The sequence below is a fragment of the Halobacillus sp. B29 genome, from assembly GCF_052246755.1.
Lineage (GTDB): Bacteria > Bacillota > Bacilli > Bacillales > Halobacillaceae > Halobacillus > Halobacillus halophilus.
The window spans coordinates 40,204-60,288 of record NZ_JBQQCM010000012.1 but is presented as its reverse complement, the minus strand read 5'-3'; the positions used below and the strand labels follow the sequence as shown (position 1 = coordinate 60,288).

18 protein-coding genes are annotated in these 20,085 nt (G+C 42.5%); 9 read left to right on the top strand and 9 right to left on the bottom strand.

Translation table 11 applies throughout. The annotated features are described in order from the left end of the window. Window positions 1–45 precede the first annotated feature (45 nt). Window positions 46–1,077, bottom strand: coding sequence for a LacI family DNA-binding transcriptional regulator (locus ACTWP7_RS15190; protein ID WP_443123911.1), 1,032 nt, complete (start codon window positions 1,075–1,077; stop codon window positions 46–48). A 163-nt stretch (window positions 1,078–1,240) separates the two neighbouring features. Continuing rightward, window positions 1,241–4,243, bottom strand: coding sequence for a carbohydrate binding domain-containing protein (locus ACTWP7_RS15185; protein WP_443123910.1), 3,003 nt, complete (start codon window positions 4,241–4,243; stop codon window positions 1,241–1,243). Window positions 4,244–4,618: 375 nt separating this feature from the next. On the opposite strand from ACTWP7_RS15185, the gene ACTWP7_RS15180 reads away from it, so the two are divergent. Both ACTWP7_RS15180 and ACTWP7_RS15175 read left to right on the top strand, forming a co-directional pair. Beyond that, window positions 4,619–5,101 (top strand): sigma-70 family RNA polymerase sigma factor, encoded by a 483-nt coding sequence (locus ACTWP7_RS15180; protein WP_443123909.1) that lies wholly within the window; start codon window positions 4,619–4,621, stop codon window positions 5,099–5,101. Window positions 5,102–5,315: 214 nt separating this feature from the next. Next, window positions 5,316–6,989, top strand: coding sequence for an NlpC/P60 family protein (locus tag ACTWP7_RS15175; RefSeq protein ID WP_443123908.1), 1,674 nt, complete (start codon window positions 5,316–5,318; stop codon window positions 6,987–6,989). Window positions 6,990–7,038: 49 nt separating this feature from the next. Here the strand turns inward: ACTWP7_RS15175 and ACTWP7_RS15170 are convergent, their stop codons facing one another. Continuing rightward, window positions 7,039–8,226, bottom strand: coding sequence for an aminotransferase (locus ACTWP7_RS15170; protein WP_443123907.1), 1,188 nt, complete (start codon window positions 8,224–8,226; stop codon window positions 7,039–7,041). Further along, window positions 8,223–8,720, bottom strand: coding sequence for an Lrp/AsnC family transcriptional regulator (locus ACTWP7_RS15165; RefSeq protein ID WP_224893563.1), 498 nt, complete (start codon window positions 8,718–8,720; stop codon window positions 8,223–8,225). The genes ACTWP7_RS15170 and ACTWP7_RS15165 overlap by 4 nt, the downstream gene beginning before the upstream one ends. A gap of 174 nt (window positions 8,721–8,894) precedes the next feature. On the opposite strand from ACTWP7_RS15165, the gene ACTWP7_RS15160 reads away from it, so the two are divergent. The 5 genes from ACTWP7_RS15160 to ACTWP7_RS15140 all read left to right on the top strand — a co-directional run bounded on the left by ACTWP7_RS15160 (window position 8,895) and on the right by ACTWP7_RS15140 (window position 13,243). Continuing rightward, window positions 8,895–9,731 (top strand): aldo/keto reductase, encoded by an 837-nt coding sequence (locus ACTWP7_RS15160; RefSeq protein WP_443123906.1) that lies wholly within the window; start codon window positions 8,895–8,897, stop codon window positions 9,729–9,731. Between the two features lie 193 nt (window positions 9,732–9,924). Further along, a complete protein-coding gene (locus tag ACTWP7_RS15155; RefSeq protein WP_443123905.1) occupies window positions 9,925–10,497 on the top strand; it encodes an RNA polymerase sigma factor in 573 nt (190 codons plus the stop codon). After that, window positions 10,466–11,308 carry a hypothetical protein gene (locus tag ACTWP7_RS15150; protein WP_443123904.1) on the top strand — a complete coding sequence of 281 codons (843 nt, stop codon included), beginning with the start codon at window positions 10,466–10,468 and terminating at the stop codon, window positions 11,306–11,308. The genes ACTWP7_RS15155 and ACTWP7_RS15150 overlap by 32 nt, the downstream gene beginning before the upstream one ends. Then, window positions 11,280–12,152: an ABC transporter ATP-binding protein gene (locus ACTWP7_RS15145; protein ID WP_443123903.1), complete on the top strand. Its 873-nt coding sequence runs from the start codon at window positions 11,280–11,282 to the stop codon at window positions 12,150–12,152. The genes ACTWP7_RS15150 and ACTWP7_RS15145 overlap by 29 nt, the downstream gene beginning before the upstream one ends. Next, entirely contained in the window at window positions 12,149–13,243 is a 1,095-nt protein-coding gene (locus ACTWP7_RS15140; protein WP_443123902.1) for a hypothetical protein, read from the top strand. Before ACTWP7_RS15145 ends, ACTWP7_RS15140 begins: the two co-directional genes overlap by 4 nt. A gap of 53 nt (window positions 13,244–13,296) precedes the next feature. On the opposite strand, the gene ACTWP7_RS15135 is transcribed toward ACTWP7_RS15140, so the two are convergent. Continuing rightward, on the bottom strand, window positions 13,297–14,481 hold the full coding sequence (locus ACTWP7_RS15135; protein ID WP_443123901.1) for a M20 metallopeptidase family protein: 1,185 nt from the start codon (window positions 14,479–14,481) through the stop codon (window positions 13,297–13,299). 35 nt (window positions 14,482–14,516) lie between these two features. Between ACTWP7_RS15135 and ACTWP7_RS15130 the strand changes: the two genes are divergently transcribed. Further along, entirely contained in the window at window positions 14,517–15,161 is a 645-nt protein-coding gene (locus ACTWP7_RS15130) for a 3-dehydroquinate synthase II (RefSeq protein ID WP_443124015.1), read from the top strand. 232 nt (window positions 15,162–15,393) lie between these two features. Next, entirely contained in the window at window positions 15,394–15,744 is a 351-nt protein-coding gene (locus tag ACTWP7_RS15125) for a hypothetical protein (RefSeq protein WP_443123900.1), read from the top strand. Between the two features lie 65 nt (window positions 15,745–15,809). Here ACTWP7_RS15125 and ACTWP7_RS15120 read toward each other — a convergent pair whose 3' ends face one another. From ACTWP7_RS15120 to ACTWP7_RS15105, 4 genes are all read right to left on the bottom strand, one after another. Next, window positions 15,810–16,025, bottom strand: a complete 216-nt coding sequence (locus ACTWP7_RS15120) for a M4 family metallopeptidase (protein ID WP_443124014.1) — start codon at window positions 16,023–16,025, stop codon at window positions 15,810–15,812. Then, entirely contained in the window at window positions 16,004–17,500 is a 1,497-nt protein-coding gene (locus ACTWP7_RS15115) for a M4 family metallopeptidase (protein ID WP_443123899.1), read from the bottom strand. Before ACTWP7_RS15115 ends, ACTWP7_RS15120 begins: the two co-directional genes overlap by 22 nt. 223 nt (window positions 17,501–17,723) lie before the next feature. Next, entirely contained in the window at window positions 17,724–18,851 is a 1,128-nt protein-coding gene (locus ACTWP7_RS15110) for a glycerate kinase (protein WP_443123898.1), read from the bottom strand. A gap of 120 nt (window positions 18,852–18,971) precedes the next feature. Next, complete coding sequence (locus ACTWP7_RS15105; RefSeq protein WP_443123897.1) at window positions 18,972–20,021, bottom strand: CdaR family transcriptional regulator; 1,050 nt, start codon at window positions 20,019–20,021, stop codon at window positions 18,972–18,974. Between the last annotated feature and the right edge of the window lie 64 nt (window positions 20,022–20,085).

The window sequence follows — 20,085 nt, the reverse complement described above, 5'->3', positions numbered from 1 at the left end:
CAGAAAAAAAGCTGTATCCTCCATCTTGAAGGATACAGCTTTTTTTTAGGATGGAGAGCTTTCCGTCTGGACGAGAGCTTTACAGCTGTCACGAATGACGAGCTCAACCGGTACGACAATACTGTCGTTCACTTTCTGGCGGCTGTTGATTTGCTGAAGCAATAATTCTGCAGCTTCTTTTCCAAGTACATCCGTATTCTGCCGGATGGTGGTTAAAGGTGGGTTCACGAACTGGGAGATATCAATATCATCAAATCCGATAATAGAAAAGTCCTCCGGAACGCTATATCCAGCGTCTTTGATCGCTTGCATTGCCCCAATTGCTAATTCATCACCAGCTGCATAGACAGCGGTAGGGAGATGGGGAAGGGCCAGAAGTTTTTTCATAGCTTCATAGCCTCCTTCTCGAGAAAAGTAATCCCCATTTACAATGTATTCATCTGGTATATCGAGACCTAATGATTTCGTCGAAGTTAAAAAGCCATTTAGTCTTTCCTGTCCAGCAAACGTGGTGGCGTGCCCTGCGATATGAGCCATGTTACGATGCCCGAGGGAATACAGGTAATCAACAGCTTTATAGCTTCCATCGAAGTTATCCGATTTCACGACAGCGGATTCGCTGCTATGTAAATCAATGACCACGGTAGGAATGGTCGATTCCATGAGCTCCTTTACTTGCTTATCGTTAAATAACGAGCTGACGATCACGACGCCATCGACGCCGCGGTACTTGAACTGCTCCAGATAACTTTTCTTCTGATTATTGATCATCCGGGAAGCAAATAGCAGATCATAGCCGAGCATTTCTACATTTTTACGGAAGCTTTCAATAACGGAACTGAAAAAGGGATGCTTCATTCCAATCCCTAATGATTCGATGAAAATAACACCGATTGTCCATGATTTTTTCGTCGTCAGGGTTCTTGCATGGGAGTTTGGTAAATAACCCATCTCTTCCACTGCATCTAAAATGGTTTTTCTTGCTTTCTGACTGACATCCGCATAGTTGTTAAGAGCTTTGGATACGGTTGTAACTGAGTATCCGGTTTTTTTAGCGATATCATATATAGTTACCATGGTTTTATTCCATCTCCTCCGGTATCGAAAGCGCTTTCGATTGTTGACATATATGTATTATAATATCATGCTGTATTTATTGCAAGACTGAAAAGTCAACAGAGAAAAGCCTTTAGAGTTTGAAAAAGGAAGCTGCTTCATCAGCTTCCTTTTTCATTATGAATTATTCGTATTCACTTGCATTCTTTACTTGTAAAACGACATTGTCGATATAAATGTCATGAGCTTCCGCAAATTGTCCCATTAAAAATTTCAGGGAAACCGTGTCGTCCGCCGTCATGTTCCATTCATAGTCGAAGCTCTGAGTCTCTGTTCCAAGGGATGTTTTTTCGCTGAAATACCTCTGGTAAGAAGCGTTCTCTACCGTCAGTTCTATGTCTCTTTCCACAGTGGAGCGGGCGTCAAAGGATAGTTCGTACGTGACTCCTTTGGAAAGCTTGAGTCCTGGCTGTTCAAGGAGCACACTCCACATTTCATTACCTGGATTGGTAATATGAGTTTCAAGCTCTCCACTGTCAGCTGTAATTTCGGCGCCGGCATCAAAGTGAATATAAGTAGACCAATCGTCCAGTCCAGCCGTAAAATCTCCATTGGTTAAAGGATAAAGGTCAACGTTACTGTAATCAATAAAACTGGATGTTTGAAGCAGGACGACGTTGTCCAGGTATATGCTGGCTGACTTTCCGCCCGCATTAAAGACAAGCTGTCCTTCACGATCTGTGATGTCCTGCGGCATTTCAAACGTAACTTCGTGCGTATTCATATCTTTCGTTAACTGGACCTCCTGCTCTGCATAACGAACCGTGCCGTCTTTACTCAGGAAAGCCACTTCAATTGATTGATTTTCCTCAGCTCGTCCTTCAAACGTAAGCGCGTACGTATTTCCTTTCAATAATTGAAGTCCTGTTTGATTCAGCTGGACAGCTTCAGGGGAGTCCCCGCCTTCAGAAACGTCCAGGTGCAGTTCGCGCGTTTCTGAGTCAACGCTTGCTTCTGCGACCGCATCATCTGTGGTGTTTACATTCCAATAAATCATGCGGGACTGATCTCCCTGATCAAAGGTTCCATTGTAGACATGATTTCCATCTGGAAGCGGAGTCTTTTGATCACTTGTCTCTTCCGTTCCCGTGATATCTTCCATGCGGACATTTCCAATCCAGACAGGGGCTGTCCCATTTGCGCCCATATTGAATTCGAGTCTAGCCGCAAGATCCGTGTCCTGGTTCAGGGTGAAGGTGTACTCATACGATTGTACCTGATCCGACAGGGCGATCGACTGCTCGCCGGAGTAGTTGGCATAGCCTCTTTCCGCACCGCCCGAAACTTTGGTCATCATGTTTCTGGATGTATTGGATTTAGCATCAAAGCTGACCTTATACGTGTGCCCTTCAACGATCGCTGCATTTTGGATCAGCTGAAGCGACCATAAGGCGTTTCCAGGATTACTAATATCGGTTTTGGCAAACGTTTCTCCATCGACATCAGAAGTCGAGATGGAACCAGCGCCTTCAAAGTCTGGCAGCTGAAGGAAGTTCCAATACAAAGGATCATAGGAATCGTTTCCTGAATTTACTTGATTGATCTCTCTCGTGTATTGATTATCATAGATAAGGTTTCCGTCTTCGAGTGGCTGCTTGGCATCCTCAGGAAGCTCCTCTTTTTCAACTTCAGGTTTAACGGGTTCTTTATAATCGCGTCCGGTTAGTTCATAGACACGGACGTAATCCACTTCCATGATACCCGGGAATGGAGTTGTTTCATCTGCATTTCCGCCGTACCATCCCCCAACAGCGAGGTTCATAATAAGATAGAATTCCTGGTCAAAAGGAGCAGGGTAGGTATAGTTTGCTGCTTCGTCTTCCCCTTTACTGAACCAGTTATTCAGCGTCTGATAGAGTTCTCCGTCTACATACCATCGGATTTCTCCCGGCTCCCACTCCACAGAGTACGTGTGATAGTCCGTGTAATCGGTTCCTTCGGGAAAATGATATTCCGTGCCGCGATACGTATTATTTGGATATTGCTCTCCATAATGAATCGTTCCGCCAATATTGCTTGTGTCTTTTCCTGCTGCTTCCATAATGTCAATTTCACCTGATGCAGCCCATTCCCCATACACACTGTCTTCCGGCATCATCCAAAAAGCCGGCCAGAACCCTTGGCCTTCCGGAAGTTTCATTCTGGCTTCAAATTTACCGTACTTCTTGCTGAATAACCCCTTCGTTTTCAGCTTGGCAGAGGTATAGTCGTAAGAACCAAATTGATCCGTAATCGGCTCTTCTTCTTTTTGAGCTTTAATAACCAGTTTTCCGTCTTCAATATATGAATTCTCCGGAGAATCGGTGTAATATTCCTGCTCGTTGTTACCCCAGCCTGGAGAGATTCCTTCCCCATTTTCATCGACGATCCAGTTGCCGATGTCGTAGGTCCATTTGGAGTCATCTATCTCGGCTGTCATAAATTCATCTGACCATACGAGAGACCAATCTGTTTCTTTTTGACCGTGTTCATAGATTTTCACTTGATTTACATCAGAATCGATTAAACGTACGTGATTCTGAACCTGCTTGTGCACGTAAATCGTTCCATCTACCGTGACGTTTTCTAACTTCGTCCAGCCTTTTTTGGTTCCCTGTGTAATGTATAGGTCACCGGTGATCGTTGTATTTTTCAGGGTAACATCCGCTGAACTGATCACCGCTGTACCTTCAATTGTTTCATCCTGATATGTACCCGGTGTGGTGTACGTTCGCTCGATCAGCCTATCAAAAATCTCCATCGCTTTGGATACTTTGAGGGGCTTTTCAGCCTTCACGCTTAGTTCATTGGAGGTTAATTGTTCTTCTTCGGGCATGAGATAGGCCATCATCTCGACGGCATCTTCTTGTTTAATCACTGAGTTTTTGGAAGCTTCGTCCTCTAAGACCGTTTCCCAATAGTCAACCTCTTTGTCTTCGTATCCAAACACTCGATTCACCAGGGAAGCGAATTCCTCTTTCGATAAAGCAGCATTGGGATTCTTCAAACTTTTTTCCAAGCCGGAAAAGATCTCCTGCTCACTCCACTCATTCGCAGCTCCTTTCTTTGACTTGGCTAAAACAGGGGAAGCTGCTGACACAAACACCATTACCAGCAAGATACAAATGAACAACCATTTTTTCAACATGTATTCCTCCTCTAAGGATTATATATGATGAAGTGGGGGAGACCCACCAACCATCGACAGGTAACAGAAACCGGTTTCGTTAACGAGTAAAAAAATAAGCGAAACGTAAGTGGATATAGTTGCGAAAGCGCTTTCGTTTTTTCTTAAAAAATAAGAGTTCTATTAGGTATCTGTTATGTTAGTCCATATCTTACCACATCTTACCACAATTTTCTGAATTGGCAAGAGATGACTGTAATAGAAATACAGAATATTATTGAATAATTATAGTGTAAAAGGACTAAAATTTACAAAAATAGTCTATCATTTTTATCCATTATAGGTAATAATAAGGGGGCGCGTACTACCTGATTGAATATTCAATAGAAAAGAGAAATGATGAACCAGTTACCTTGTCCATTTGAAGATTACCATGCCCTCGTGCATCATGTACTGCATCAGTTAGGTATGCCGCTTCCTTATGAGGATTACATACAGGATGCCTACTTTGTTTATGAGCAGTGCATTCAGCGCTACGACGCTTCACTCTCTAAATTTTCTACTTATTTCACCTGGCAGTTACATTACCACTTTCGAACTATTATTCATAAAGAGCAGCAGTACTGGAACCGAATCTCGATTATGTATCCGAAAGAGAAGGGATTCTTTCCTGATCCGACCTCAGAATTTAATCAATTCTATGATGTATTTTACTGCAGTCAGCTGAACAGCCTGGAGAGTGAGATTCTTCATTTAACGCTGCAAGGGTATACGGTTGAAGAGATATCGGCTGATCGATCAGTCAGTGTGTCGACGGTGAAAAGGTACAGAAAAAAGATCAAGCATAAGGTAGGAAGAAATTTTAAGAGTGCTGAGTAGAGGAAGGGAGCATCAAAGCTGGTAAGGAACGATGGAAGACTGTCTCGATTGAGGCGGTCTTTTTTTCTATCCAACAGACTAGGCCTTTATTCACTCATTCCGTGATTTTCATAAAAATAACTTCAGCTTATTGAAGACTTTACAATTCGAGTCGATATACCTTTTAGAGACAAATATCGACGTTTCAATAAACTTTAGGAGGAATGAGATTCCCATGACCAAACGTACATATGTAAAACGGGTGATCGCTTCGGTTGTTTTGCCCATCGCTCTTCTTATCCCCCTGCAAACAGTGGATGCAGGATCCAAACAATTTTCTGATGTTGACGAGGGAACGATCTATTATGAACCGATCCATGCGCTTGCAGAAAAAGAAATTGTTCAGGGCTATACGGATGGAGAATTTAAATATCGATCTGAAATTACCAGGGCGGAAGCAGCGCTCATGATTACCCGGCTATTAAACTTAGATACGGAAAATGCTCCTCCTGCTCCATTTACGGATGTGAAGCAGGGAGAATGGTATTCAGGAGCAGTCAATGCTCTATATCATGCAGGAATCATTGTAGGAAACGGCGATGGTTTATTTGGCACAAATGAGGATATTACCCGGGCAGAGTTATCCAAGATCATCGTAGAGGGATACAATCTTGAAATGCAGGAAGGAAATGCTTTACCTTTTGAAGATGTGAATAACCAGGCCTGGTACACCGACTATCTTCGTGTCTTATATTCACATGGGCTGATTTCAGGTACCTCTGCAACTACATTTGAACCAAATGAGCCTATGATCCGTGGTGATTTTGCCTTGCTATCCTATAATACTGAGTTTGGATATGGTGATTTGTTCCTTGAGCTTGAGGAAGCGATGGCGATCAGTGCCTATCAAATCTCGGCAACTTTTAACAATGAGGAAACAGCTGTCATTCATCTGGATAAGCCTCTGGAAGAAGGGGAAAATTCGAGAACATTCACTTATAAAGGGGAAACGTATGAGGACCGCGTAAACTATGAATTAATCTATCCAAAAGACATCGCGCTTGAGAATGATTACGTAGCTGCGGCACTGCCGTATCTAGGTATTCCCTATTTATTCGGGGGAGAAACCACAGAGGGATTTGACTGCTCCGCTTTTACGAGACGTGTCTATGAAGATGCAAAAGGTTTATATCTTCCCCGGTCCACGGATCGGCAGTGGGAGGTAGGACATGATGTAGCTCTTGAAGATATTCAAGTAGGGGATGTTGTATTTTTCAGTAATACATACCGGGAAGGAATCTCGCATAACGGCATTTATGTAGGAAACGGGAAAATCATCCACTCTTCGAGAACCTACGGCATCAGTATTGCTTCGCTGAGTTCTTCCTATTGGCAGAAGAAATTCACCGGGGTCAAACGATTCGAGAATTTACGAATTCCGGAAGAAGATCCGGTTGTTTCAGAAGCAACGAAATACATAGGTGAATCTCCATATCAAGCAGGTGGTGTGACTCCAGAGGGCTTCGGAGCGGCTGAATTTGTTCAATATGTATTTAAGGAAGCGGAAGGAATTGAGCTTCCAGCCGATGGTTATGCTCAGATGCAAATTGGAGACGACGTCGCGAGAGAAGACTTGCAGCCCGGAGACATCGTCTTCCTGGAAGCGAATTATATGAACCCGACGATCTATGTAGGCAATGGGCAGATTGTTCATGTTACAGTGTCGAAAGGAGTGACGGTGACAAACCTCGTGACAAGCAGCTTCTGGGGGCCGAAATACGTAGGTGCGAAACGTGTGACTAAAGAAAATTACGACGATGTACCGGAACCTGAAGAGCCGGAAGATTCGGAGAATCCTCCTGAAGATCCAGAAGATCCACCAGAAATCCCGGTAGATCCTGTGAACTAAAACAAAACCACCTTCCTGAGTAACGGGGAGGTGGTTTTGTTTTAGTTATTTATGTCTGACTTACCGTTTTCGGAGTCCGGCTTTCCACAAATCGTTTCATGCGGTCCATCGCTTTATCAAGCTGCTTCAGCGAAGTGGCATAGGAGCAGCGGATGTAGCCTTCTCCACTTTCTCCGAACACATCACCAGGAACGACAGCAACTTGCTCTTCGTGGAGCAATTGCTCGGCAAATTCTGCGGAGGATAATCCGGTGGCTTTAATGGAAGGGAAAGCATAGAAAGCGCCGCCAGGGTTCGGACATTCGAGTCCCATTTCATTTAAACTTGTTACGATAAAGTTTCTACGCTGTTTATAGCTTTCGAACATATCCCGCACACTCGGGCGTCCGTTTTTCATGGCTTCAAGCGCTGCATGCTGAGCCATTGTCGGTGCGCACATCATGGTATATTGATGAATTTTCACCATGGCCGCAATTAAATCGGATGGACCTGCCGCATAACCAAGGCGCCAGCCAGTCATCGCGAACGCTTTCGAAAAGCCACTGATTAAAATCGTTCGTTCCTTCATCCCGGCGAGGGAAGGGAAGCTCGTATAGGAAGCGTCATAAGTAAGCTCTGCATATATTTCATCTGACAGCGCTACTAAATCGTGCTTCTCAATTACTTCAGCAATCGGCTCCAACTCTTCTTTTGTTAAAAAGGTGCCGGTCGGATTATTCGGGTTGCAGAGCATGATCGCTTTTGTTCTTGGAGTAACGGCTTCATCAATAGCTTCAGCGGTGAGTTTAAATTCATTATCCGCTTCTGCCTGGATTGTGACAGGCGTTCCTCCAGCAAGACTGACGGTAGGAACATAAGCCACAAAGCTTGGTTCGACCACGATGACTTCATCTCCTGGTTCGACCACCGCCCTCAAAGCAAGATCAATGGCCTGACTTGCTCCTACCGTCACAATCACCTGTTCGGCAGGGTCATAGTCCAACTGGAAATTCCCATTTAGATATGTGCTGATTTCTTTGCGCAGTTCGATCATCCCTGCATTTTCCGTGTAGGATGTATATCCTTGCTCAAGCGAATGGAAGCTTTGCTCGATAAAGTTCCATGGGGTGACGAAGTCCGGCTCGCCAACTCCCAGGGAAATGACATCCTCCATCTGGGCGGCGACATCAAAAAAACGGCGGATCCCCGACGGTTTCAGATTCTCCACATGCTTCGATACGAACGACTTTTTATTCATGGAGATACCACGATTCTTTTATCATCTTCATCATCGTCTTCCAGAATAAAGCCGTCGTGCTTGTATCTTTTCAGGACAAAATGGGTCGTGGTGGATAGAACGGAATCAAGTGCCGAGAGCTTCTCGGAAATGAACTTACCGATATCCATCATCGTCTTTCCATTAACCGTTACGGATAAATCATAGGCCCCTGACATTAAATACACCGCTTTCACCTCAGGAAAACGATAAATACGCTCGGCCACTTTATCAAAACCGACCCCGCGTGCCGGTGTTACTTTCACATCTACCATAGCCGTGACTTCCTCGTGCTCTACGACCTTTGCCCAGTCAATCAAAGTGGAATAGCCAAGGATCGCTTTTTTGTCTTCGAGGTCATCAATGACCTGCTGAATTTCTTGTTCACTTTTTCCCATCATCTTGGCGATTTTAGCTACGCCTAGGTTTGCATTTTTCTCAATAATCTTTAATACCTGGATTTCTGTTTCTTTCAATGGAGTCACCTACTTTCCTTCTATCCCATCATTTTAACAGTATTGGGTATAAACGAGAACCTTGTTTCAGAGATATTTTCATAATAGTTTTACAATGAGTAAGATTCGAGCGAATATTTGGAAAATTATTCATTAAAGTGATACGCTGAATTCATATTTAGGAAGGAGTCGATTATGAGTATTCCAACTATTACACTTCATGATGGTTTGACCTTACCAGCGATAGGCTTTGGCACTTACGCATTGAACGGTAATGCTGGTGTTCAAGCCATTACAAGCGCCATTGATACCGGGTATCGACTCATTGATACCGCTTATAACTATGAAAATGAAGGAACCGTCGGAGAGGCCGTCCGCCGCAGTTCCATCCCAAGGGAAGAATTGATCATAACCTCGAAGCTTCCCGGTCGTTATCAGACTTATGATAAGGTCGTTACAGCGATCCAGGAATCCCTGTACCGCGCGGACCTGGATTACTATGATCTGTATCTGATTCACTGGCCCAACCCTAAACAGGATCATTACGTAGAGGCCTGGCAGGCTTTAATCGATGCAAAAAAATGGGGGCTCATCCGTTCCATCGGCGTATGTAACTTCCTCCCTGAGCATCTGGAGCGGCTGGAAAACGAGACGGGCGTAAAGCCGAGCATCAATCAAATTGAACTTCATCCGTTTTTCAATCAGGAAGAGCAGCGAATCTTTAACGATGAACATGAAATTAAAACGGAATCCTGGAGTCCGCTTGCGAAAGCTAACGAAATCGTTCATAATGAAACGCTTCAGAAAATAGCGGACGAGCACAATAAAACGATCTCGCAAGTTGTCTTACGCTGGCATCATCAGCTTGGGGCGATTCCGATTCCGAAGTCAGCTTCTCCTAAGCGTCAGCTTGAAAACCTATCTATATTCGATTTCTCACTCAGTGATTCTGAAATGGGAATGATTGCAGAATTAACTCGTCAGGATGGCCGATTGAACGATCAGAATCCGGCAGAATATGAGGAGTTTTAATAATTGGAGAGCGCATCCATCAGGGTGCGCTTTTTTGTTGCTAAAAAGAGAGATAGGAGCTAATTTTATGAAGTTCAATAGGGACGAAATAAAACTTAAATCTTAATCCATTTCAGTTTCCAATTAATCTTTTATAATTGATTTAAATCTTTCTACATACTTAATCGTCATAATTATTGGAGGTGAAAAAGCAATGGATGATTCGAAGTTAGTAAAAGAAATATTGTCTGGAAGCGAAGCGGCCGCGGAAGTGTTGACCAGGAAGTACTATAAAATGATCTACGCTTTTGTCTACCGTAAAATGCAAAACAAGGATCTTGCTTACGATCTGACTCAAGACATTTTCATTAAAATGATGAACTCATTACATACATATTCTTCAAAAGGAAACTTCAAAAGCTGGTTGTTTACAATAGCTGTAAACCGCTGCAGGGATTATTGGAAGAGTTCTTACCATAGATATATGCGGACTCATTCAGAGCTCCCGCAAAGCCTAACAGATCAACAGCAGAATGTGTCTTATATCTTTGATAAGAAAGAGACAAGAGAAGAAATTAAAAAAGCAGTTGAAATGCTTCCCGATTATCAAAAAGAAGCCTTGCTTTTAAAATATTTCCACGATATGAAGATTAAAGAAATTGGGGAAGTTACTAGTGTGAAAGAGGCAACAGTTAAATCCAGGCTAAAACAAGGGCTGAAAAAATTAAAAAGTATTTTGAAAAGAGGTGAAGAGAATGGAGAGAAAAATTTCCAAAACCACAGCTAGTCAGCAAAGTTCCATTTTAGAAGATAGCGAGATAGAAAATTTAGAAATGGAGCTAGAGGATGCACTTTCTCATTACGATGTAGAGTATCCAAGTGAAGAACAAATGGAGGCTACGATTGAAGCGATTCGACCACTGACCCCTGTTCGAAAGCAGTCTGCTTTTTCTTTGGGTAAAGCGGAGAAATTGCTTAGAACAGCTATATATGAATTCTCAAATATCCATTCGGTATTCTGGATATCCAACCTATTGTTTTTCCTGACTGGCTTCGGTTTCGTTCTATTAAGGGAAGCGAATCCTTATTTTACGCTCATGCTTCTCGCTCCAGTGCCTTTTACTTTGGGATTACTTGAGATTTTTAGAAGCTTAAACAATGGTATGGCTGAGCTTGAACTAACCTTTAAGCACACTTTATTTGAGATTATAATGGCTAAATTGCTCGTAACAGGTGGTTTTAATGTGGGATTGAACCTCTTGTTTTCGCTGATTATTCCTATTATTACGGATGGCGCTTTAATAGGGAAATTGACGCTATACTGGGTTACGCCTTTTTCCATCGTGGCAGCGCTTGGTTTTACAGTTGCCTGTAAATGCAAAGCTCGCCTTTCTTTTGTAGTATTCACTTTACTCATATGGCTGTCTTTTGCTGCAGTTGTTTTATCCTCTGAGGAGTTTCAGCAGGTGCTTCAGAATATACATGAGGGTTACTTTATTGTGGCAAGTATATTCTCGCTGGGCATACTACTCTATCAATTCCAACATCTTAGAAAGGGGAGGTTTAACTATGAAGTTGACTTTGAACCAAGTCACTAAACGATATAAATATAAAACAGCGCTCGATTCCATTACAGCTGAGTTAAATGAAGGAATTTATGGCGTTCTAGGTGCAAATGGCTCAGGAAAAACTACGTTAATGCAGATTCTGGCCACTGTATTGAAGCCTACAAATGGAACGATTACATTAGACGGAAGAGAAATCTTAGGAATGGATGAAGAATACCGTGAATTACTAGGATATTTACCTCAACAAGCAGGAGTTTATCGGTCATTTTCTGCTGAGAAGTTCCTTCTATATATAGCTGCCTTAAAAGGTCTTCCGAGAGATAAAGCAAAACAAAAAGTACCTGAATTGCTCAAACTTGTTGGACTGATCAGTCATCGAAAAGAAAAACTAGGGAAGTTTTCTGGGGGAATGAGGCAAAGGGTAGGTATTGCTCAGGCATTGCTCAATGATCCAAAAATTCTAATTGTAGATGAACCAACTGCAGGTCTAGATCCCAACGAGAGAGTGAGGTTTCGAAATATACTCTCAACAATCGCGGCAGAAAGAATTATTCTCTTATCAACGCATATTGTATCGGATATAGAGTTTATCGCAAAGGAAATAATGGTTTTAAAAGCAGGACAGCTGATAAAAAAAGCAAAACCTGAAGAGCTATTAGACGAGGTACACGGTAAAGTCTGGACTGTAAATGTGAGGGGGCAGGAAATTCCAGCTATTCAGTCACGCTACAAAGTTGGAAATATATTCAGCTATAAGGAAGATTATACGCTGCGCATTATCAGTGACACTCAACCCCATGAATACGCTGTAAATAAACGTCCTAACTTGGAAGATCTATACCTTTACTACTTTGATGAGGAGCGCAATGAATGAATCAGCTTCTAAAAATAGAATTAACCAAGATACTTAAACTGAGGATGATTTATGTCTTATTATTTATGTTGCTTTTGATTACCTCCAGCTATCTGCTCAATTCAGATCACATAACTGAGGAAGAATTAGAGATTTATCATAAGTTGGATGGTGAACTGACCGAGGAAAAAATGGAAAAGGCTCAAGAAGCAAGTACGGATCAAGTGATAGGACAAGATAGCCATATGGTGAGTACTACAGAGAAGGCGAAGAAAAATATATATCGAGCGATTTCTTCAATCCCAATGATTGAGGAAAAATTAGTCTCAAGAGTATCTGAGCTTTCCGAGAAAAATAGCTCCTCTGCCTCTATGGAAAAGGCAATGATTAACGAAATTGATGTATCTTCCTATTCTTATCATAAAGGCCCTGAAGAAATTATAGATTACACTGGTACATTTGCCTTTATCATTACAGGAGCTATGTTGCTTGCAGGACTCTCGTCTATTTATACTCGTGAATATACATCAAAAATAGACCATTATATTCTTAGTTCTAAAAAGGGTAAATCAACTTTGGTATGGGCAAAAATATCGGCAGCACTAATCTATACTTTTATTGTCATGCTAATATGGGAGGTTTGGAATTTAGTTACCAAAGGCTGGATATTTACAACTGAAGGGTGGGAAAATCCTATTCAGTATAAATTTGGTTATCATAGTTCTCCATATCCTCTAACGATGGGAGAATATCATATTATCCAGTTAAGTATTCACTTATTAGCTGCTATTAGTTTTGCTTTACTTGTATTACTGATTTCGTCGAAGTGTAGAAACAGCTTATTTTCTTTTATGGTTAGCGGAGCAGTGTTTGGTATCCCTTATACTATACTGGAGATAGTCGAACTCCCTTATTGGTTGAAAGAGGCCCTTCAATTCAACTTTCTACAGATAATGAGAGTAGATTTTTTGTTTGATGAATTTAAAACAATTTCTTTATTTGGGTATCCTTTAATTTATCCACTTGCGGCTGTAGCTCTAATGGTAGTAATAGGTTTGGTATGTCTCCTGATAAATATAAGAACTTTCAAACATAAGGAAATAACTTATTGATCTTCTGCTTATTAGAAAGCTTGCAGAGATATCATCTCTGCAAGCTCTCCACACTATTTATACTTCCTTAAATCCTCCGTCATCGAAAGCGCCCACTGCGTCAAAGTCGCAGAACCATAAGGTAATGCTTCCTCATCAAGGTCAAACTGCGGATGATGAAGAGGGTAAATGGCTTCTTTTTCTTCATTTCTAACTCCAAGTCGGAAGAAAATTGCTGGAATCTTTTCGGCGTAAAAGGAAAAGTCTTCTCCGCCCATTGAAGGCGGGATGACAGAGAATTTTCCAGGACCGAATACATTGTTCACGGCCTGTTCTACTGAAGGAAGTAGATCTTCATCATTCACAAGCGGCGGATAGAAATATTGGTAGTGGAACCGGTAATCCATGCCAAAGCCCTGGGTAATTCCTTTAATGATACTTTCCATTTTCGCTTCAATTGAATCACGCACTTCTGGATCCAGCGTACGGACGGTGCCGCCAATCGAAACTCTTGGTGCAATCGCATTGTTTGCCGAACCACCGTGGATCTGGCCGACGGTAAGTACTGTAGGAGACAACGGATTTACCTGGCGGCTGACAACCTGCTGCAGGGAACTGATGACTTCGGCAGCTACACTGATCGGATCTGCTGCTTTATGAGGCTGGGCCGCGTGGCCACCTTTTCCAATAACCTCAAGGTCAAAAAAGTCAGCGGCTGCGCAGGCCTCTTTTTGAGCACAGGTTACTTGCCCAACAGGATAATCCGGATTGACGTGCAGACCAGCCATCACGTCGATCTCAGGGTTTTCAAGAACGCCATCCTCGATCATCGTTCGAGCGCCAAAAAGCGCTTCCTCCGCCGGCTGAAAGATAAGCTTGACCCTGCCTTGTTTAGGAGGGTTATCTTTTAATAGCTTCGCTGCTCCTAACAGCATAGTGGTGTGCCCGTCGTGCCCGCATAAATGGGCTTTCCCTGGCGTATTCGATACATAGCTTGTCGTTTTTTCATCCTGTATCGGAAGAGCATCCATGTCGGCTCTTAACCCGACCGTGGGGCCAGGATTTCCAGAGTCGATCAAAGCAACGACTCCTGTTTCCGCGATCACATAAGGTTCATAACCATATTCTTTCAGTTTTTCCTGAACAAATCGGGATGTATTGTATTCTTCATACCCTGTCTCCGGGTTTTGATGTAAATATTGTCGCCACTGGGTCAAACTCGCTTGCATGGATTGTGCTTGTTCCAATAACGTAGTCATCCAATCACCTCTGTTCTTTTTATTAACCATGACACATCCTAACCTCTGAGGACAACTATTTATTCGAATATTCTATATTCGAGACGGGCATAGGGTCTGATATACTTAATTTATTAAGAAAAAGGAGGTCCAATCAATCGATGACTAGCAAAAATGAATATATAGAAGTATCGAAGATTGAGGAAATCGGTGAAGGCATGAGAGTCTGTCTAGATTTCATCGACGTCCTCAACCCAGAGGACGGGCTCTATGTAGGAAATACAGGACACGGTTACGTGAAGGTACTTTCCGAAAACCGCGAGTCGGACGGTTATCCGCCGCGCCCTTTTCGAATTAACTGCGGCGCGTTCCACCAATACTTGTATCAACAACAAAAAACCTATTACTTACATGAACTGAACCCTGGAGAAAGCTTGTTGCTATCTGGAAAAGAGGAGCGGGAACTCCCTATTGGACGGGTGAAGGTCGAGAAGCGCCCGTTTGTAAGGGTTGAATGTCAGACGGAAGAAGGAACAATTTCGGCCACTCTGCAAAAGTCCTCGAGTGTATATTTGATGGAAGAGGAGGAGGGGGAACTTCCTTTACTCAGTCTGGAAGTTGGCCACCGCCTGCTCGGGATCAAGGATAAGCCCGGACGGCACTTAGGTGCGCAAGTGGATGAGGTTATTTGGGAGAAATAAAAGGCAATGCTTCCGCAATTAAGGGTGGAAGCATTGCCTTTTATCTACCTATGACTTACCTATGTATAAACTCCCTGCTTACGCCAATCCTTTCAAATCTTATCCCAACACGCCATTCATACTTATGGGTAAGGGCAAAATGCTGAAGAACAAGGAGTTTCACTCCATACGAATCTATTACCTTTTCGTCTAATTCTGTAGCTTATTAAAGTGTTTTGTAGATAGAAGTGAAATGAAAATGTCATATGATATAATGAAAGAAACGAAAAATAAGGGATGGAGTAAGATGACTATTAAAACTAAACGGGATATTGAAGAGTTGTTGTCGTCTTTTTGTGATTTCGCACAGTACGATGAAAAGGGTGCTAAGCACTATCTGGTGTTTTCGGACAAGGAACGGAGCGGAGACTGGACACTGATGGTTTATCGTGACGGTTTGATCACGGCGCACGGGCGAGGCCTCGATTATTGCGACGAAGGTGAACGTGTACTGAAGCGGGAAGAGGCGGGTAAGTTTGTCTGGAAAAATCGGAAAGCGATTAATGCCGTCATTCGAGAGAAACGTAAGGTTACAACTTCATAAGCTTGATGCACAAAAAAGGCAGAGGGTATATATACCTCTGCCTTTCTTTATTTTTCATTCACTTATTATTCGGTGATTCCTACCTGATTCAATCCATCTTCTGTGGCCTTGGCTTCTGTACTATTATCACCATATAGATCAACAGCTGACTGAATTAAGGATTCTCTCGCATGACTGAAGTCAGAATCTGGAGTCAGATAAACCGTCAGTGCACGATAATAAATCTGCCCTAGTTTATCCTTGCCAATCTGTTCGCCTGTTAGATAGGCTGCATGGTTGATGATGGAAGAGTTAATATGAACACCGCCATTATAAAATCTAAAGGAAGATCATAGTACTCGTCCATATGGGAAGGATACTTTCCGTTTCCATCTCCATATGACGTATATTTTTCTCCAACTGAATATTTACTAGGGTTACTCAGACTGCGAAGGGAGGTACGGCCCGACTCTCTAGCGTCTTCTGCCATAATGTCTTCTCCGATTTCCCAGTCCTCCTCATCTACTAAAGCACCAAATATATCCGAGAAGGCTTCATTAAGCGCCCCGGATTGGAATCGATATTTCAAACCAGCGGAGTAAGTCGTAACCCCGTGTGCCATTTCGTGCGCTGCTACATCGAGACCAGCTGATAGAGGTACGAAAAATTCGCCATCTCCGTCTCCGTAGGTCATTTGCTCCCCGTTCCAGAAGGCATTATTATAATCCTGGCCAAAATGAACTGAGGACTTGATGGCCATGCCTTCTCCATCAATGGAGTTACGATCATGTTCTTCCAGGAAGTACTCGTAAACTTGTTCAGAATTGTAGTGTGCCTCTACAGCCGGACTATCATAAGAATCTTTAAATGATGCGTTTGGAGAGCTGAAAAGAACCCCAGGGAACTGAACATCACTGTCGCCCCATTGATTTTTCATATCATAAGTGTAGATCCCTTCCAAGTCTTCATGGGAATTATCAAACAGATAAAAGTTTGTCCCAGGTTGAACGGATTTATCGTTTTTATGTGTGATGTGAAGCTTACGGTGATCCCCTAACACACCAATTCCGGATCCCTTGGATGCTTTATAATCCTGTGCGTGCATAATTTTGTTGTATTGATCGATAACTTCGCCAGAATTCGCATCGACATAAACCGACCAGTTCCCTGGATTGTCACCCAGGAAATTCACATTTACTTTGTAAGCTAAATGATTTTCACCTTGAAACGAGTAATAAACAAGCCCTGAATCTGGTGATTCTACCAGTTGGTCCGGAGCCTCAACTGCTTTCTTTGCGAGTTTTATACTTTCCGAAGCTGATAGAGAAGCTTTGGAAGGAAGCCCTTCTTTTTCAATCGCTTCGTTGAATTGTCCACTAACCGATTGAACGCGATTATCGCTGCTGTAATGCACGGTAACTTCATGACCTTCCACCGGTATATTGTTCTTTTTCTGCTGGAGCTTAACGTGTGTCATACCCAACTCATCTTTCGTGACTTTAGAGGATTTTAGACTCTCTTCAGGTTTATCCATATTGAACTTCGCTTTATTTTTATTTAAGAATTCCTTCGCAGCTTTGCCATCTGCTGATTTTTGTTTCTCTGACTGCATCTCTTTGATGAAGAATGGTTTCCCTTTACCTTCACTATGTACTTTCTTCTGAACAACCTCTGTATTCGCATTTGGACTTACAGCAAGTGTTTGTGCTGGTGAAACGGTCCCCATAAACAAAGCAGATGATAGAACAGCTACCGGTATTACGTGTTTTTTCTTCATAAAATACCTCCCAAGCGTAATATATCCAATTATAGGAAATTGAGGTAAGTATATACAGATTATTTTTAACTATCTTTATTTTCTGAAAATTATCGAGCGTGGTATAAAAAGACTATTATAGTGGAAAGTCGTTATAAGAAAAAAACGTCTAGTAACTTAGACGTCTCTCTCTTTATAGTTGATTTAAAACAGCTTCATATAAATTTAGTGCGAGGCTCACCTGTTACTTTGCAAAACTTAATATGAGATGCGCCACTTGTGTTGTTGCTTTGTACAAGTACTCTTCGGCATAATCCATACATTCTGTTAGATTTCTAGGTCCTGGAACGATTGAAAAGCATCCTGTAAAAACTTGATTTAATTCCTCGTATTCTCCATCTAAACTCCCTGACAGGAGAAGAACAGGCTTATTGTGCTGCTTGGCCAATTCTGCTACATAACCTGGAGCTTTTCCGTACATCGTCTGTTCGTCACTTTGCCCCTCACCGGTTACAACGAGGTCAGCCCATTGTATCTCTTCCGGCAGATGAATAGCTTCTGAGATGAGTCTGGCTCCCGATTCCAGTGATGCTCCAATGGATAAAAAAGCAAAGCCCAGTCCGCCTGCAGCTCCGGCTCCAGGAGAATTCATGACCGCTCTACCACTCGCTTTTTCGACAAGCTTTCCGTAGTCAAGCAAAGCCTGGTCGTAAGTAAGTACTTGTTTTTCAGAGGCACCTTTTTGAGGTCCGTAAACATGGCTCGCCCCTTTAGGACCAGTTAGAGGATTATCAACATCAGAGGCAACCCTGATTGTTGTGTTTTTTAACCGGGCATCGATCGAAGAAAAATCAATCCTTTTAATATGGAAAAGATCTTTTCCAAATCCTCCTGTTTCCCTGCCCTGGTTGTCAAACGTCTTCATTCCGAGAGCTTGCAGCATGCCGAGACCTCCATCATTAGTGGAGCTTCCTCCAATGGCGATTATTAACTCCCGGTGCCCCCGATTCAGGGCATGTAGGATCGCTTCCCCAATCCCAAAAGTAGTGGTGTAATCAGGATTTCTCTGTTCATCTGGAACTAGGGGTAATCCCGCAATAGCAGCTCCTTCAATGACAGCTCGCTGATCCTCAAATTCGATATAAAAGCTTTCCACCTTTTCACCAAGAGGACCTGTACATGTCAGGCTCACTTTTTGAGGGTCAGAGGCTTTGGACAGAGCTTCAAGCGTTCCTTCTCCGCCATCAGCCATCGGTTTCAGAATGGTTTCTGCATCTGGATCGACGTCGAGAAAAGCTTGTTCCATTATTTCTGATACTTGTACGGAAGTCAGACTTCCTTTAAAAGAATCTGGGGCAAAGACTACTTTCATACTAGCTACCTCCTATTCATCAGCCTGTTTCAATTGAAACGAAATTCAGGGCTGAAAACAATTGATTATTTACACAAACATTCTGAAAAATGAAAGCGTATTCTTAGGCAAATGCACAAATTAATTATGTAAAAGTATCGTTTGCAATATAACTGCATCTTTAAAATGCCTGGGGTCCAAACCTACTTTTCTTGTTAATTGATCCAGACGGTAGATAAGTGTATTGCGGTGAATATGAAGAACTTCAGCTGTCCGGTTCATTTTCATATCCTGTTTGAAAAAATGTGTAAGGGTGGTGTGATAAATCTTTTCTAAATGCTGCAGGCGGTTTTGATAAGCTTCCGTCACCTCAAGAAAAGTACGTGGATCTACATTATGCAGAAGTCTCTCCATTTGTAAATCTCGACTGTAAATAGGTTCACACTTTCTATCACTAAGTTCAATGGCTTCACAGGCTTGTTTAAAAGAGTGTCTTATTCCATCTATTGAAAACCCAGGCTCGCCTACTCCGATTCTTGAGCGGATATTATCTGGATAAAAGATAGAGGTTTCAGGAAAAAGGATAGTTGCAATCACCATGTTATCCTGATATGGAAGAATAAATAGATAATCTTTATGATGAAACATAGACTTCAGGGATTCAGCTAATTCAAAAGGTTCCTCCGCTTGAAAGACTAGCACCTGCCATGTACGATTCACATCTGTTCTTAACGTGTAGGAGGCTTCTCTTATCAGTTCATCACGATCCATTTCTTCGTTCAGAAGCTGCTGGAGCCAATGGTTCCATTGCCTTTCCTGATAAAAAGCCTGTCTTTGTATGTAAATTTGTTCTAAGGCAATTTCAACAGAACCTTGAGTCATTCCAGCTGCCTGGGTCACCTGATCAGGCGGTCCCGTTAAACCAACCACACCTGCGAGTTTATCACGGTGAAAAATAGGAAGATTCGCGCCCGGTTTAACGTTAGCATAATGAATCACATCCTCGTCCGTAATAAACTGCGGTTCAGTAGTTTCGATAACCGCTATCGCGCCGCCATGACTTTGACCGACACGCGCAGGATCAGTACTGGCGACTATTTTACCCTGGGGATTCATTAAATTAATGGGCACATTAATATATTTAGATAATCGGTTTATGATTTCACGGCCTAATTGATCAGTAAGTTCCATTGTTTCCTCCTGAGACACGTTGATTTTACTAGTTTAATGATAACAGATGAGAGGGTTATGAAGC

Excerpts from the sequence above, each read along its gene's own strand:
- ACTWP7_RS15180 (WP_443123909.1), top strand. The coding sequence starts at position 4,619 with ATGATGAACCAGTTACCTTGTCCATTTGAAGATTACCATGCCCTCGTG.
- ACTWP7_RS15175 (WP_443123908.1), top strand. The coding sequence starts at position 5,316 with ATGACCAAACGTACATATGTAAAACGGGTGATCGCTTCGGTTGTTTTG.
- ACTWP7_RS15125 (WP_443123900.1), top strand. The coding sequence starts at position 15,394 with ATGAAAATGTCATATGATATAATGAAAGAAACGAAAAATAAGGGATGG.
- ACTWP7_RS15140 (WP_443123902.1), top strand. The coding sequence starts at position 12,149 with ATGAATCAGCTTCTAAAAATAGAATTAACCAAGATACTTAAACTGAGG.
- ACTWP7_RS15150 (WP_443123904.1), top strand. The coding sequence starts at position 10,466 with ATGGAGAGAAAAATTTCCAAAACCACAGCTAGTCAGCAAAGTTCCATT.
- ACTWP7_RS15160 (WP_443123906.1), top strand. The coding sequence starts at position 8,895 with ATGAGTATTCCAACTATTACACTTCATGATGGTTTGACCTTACCAGCG.
- ACTWP7_RS15185 (WP_443123910.1), bottom strand. The coding sequence starts at position 4,243 with ATGTTGAAAAAATGGTTGTTCATTTGTATCTTGCTGGTAATGGTGTTT.
- ACTWP7_RS15110 (WP_443123898.1), bottom strand. The coding sequence starts at position 18,851 with ATGAAAGTAGTCTTTGCCCCAGATTCTTTTAAAGGAAGTCTGACTTCC.
- ACTWP7_RS15190 (WP_443123911.1), bottom strand. The coding sequence starts at position 1,077 with ATGGTAACTATATATGATATCGCTAAAAAAACCGGATACTCAGTTACA.
- ACTWP7_RS15115 (WP_443123899.1), bottom strand. The coding sequence starts at position 17,500 with ATGAAGAAAAAACACGTAATACCGGTAGCTGTTCTATCATCTGCTTTG.
- ACTWP7_RS15155 (WP_443123905.1), top strand. The coding sequence starts at position 9,925 with ATGGATGATTCGAAGTTAGTAAAAGAAATATTGTCTGGAAGCGAAGCG.
- ACTWP7_RS15170 (WP_443123907.1), bottom strand. The coding sequence starts at position 8,226 with ATGAATAAAAAGTCGTTCGTATCGAAGCATGTGGAGAATCTGAAACCG.
- ACTWP7_RS15145 (WP_443123903.1), top strand. The coding sequence starts at position 11,280 with ATGAAGTTGACTTTGAACCAAGTCACTAAACGATATAAATATAAAACA.
- ACTWP7_RS15105 (WP_443123897.1), bottom strand. The coding sequence starts at position 20,021 with ATGGAACTTACTGATCAATTAGGCCGTGAAATCATAAACCGATTATCT.
- ACTWP7_RS15135 (WP_443123901.1), bottom strand. The coding sequence starts at position 14,481 with ATGACTACGTTATTGGAACAAGCACAATCCATGCAAGCGAGTTTGACC.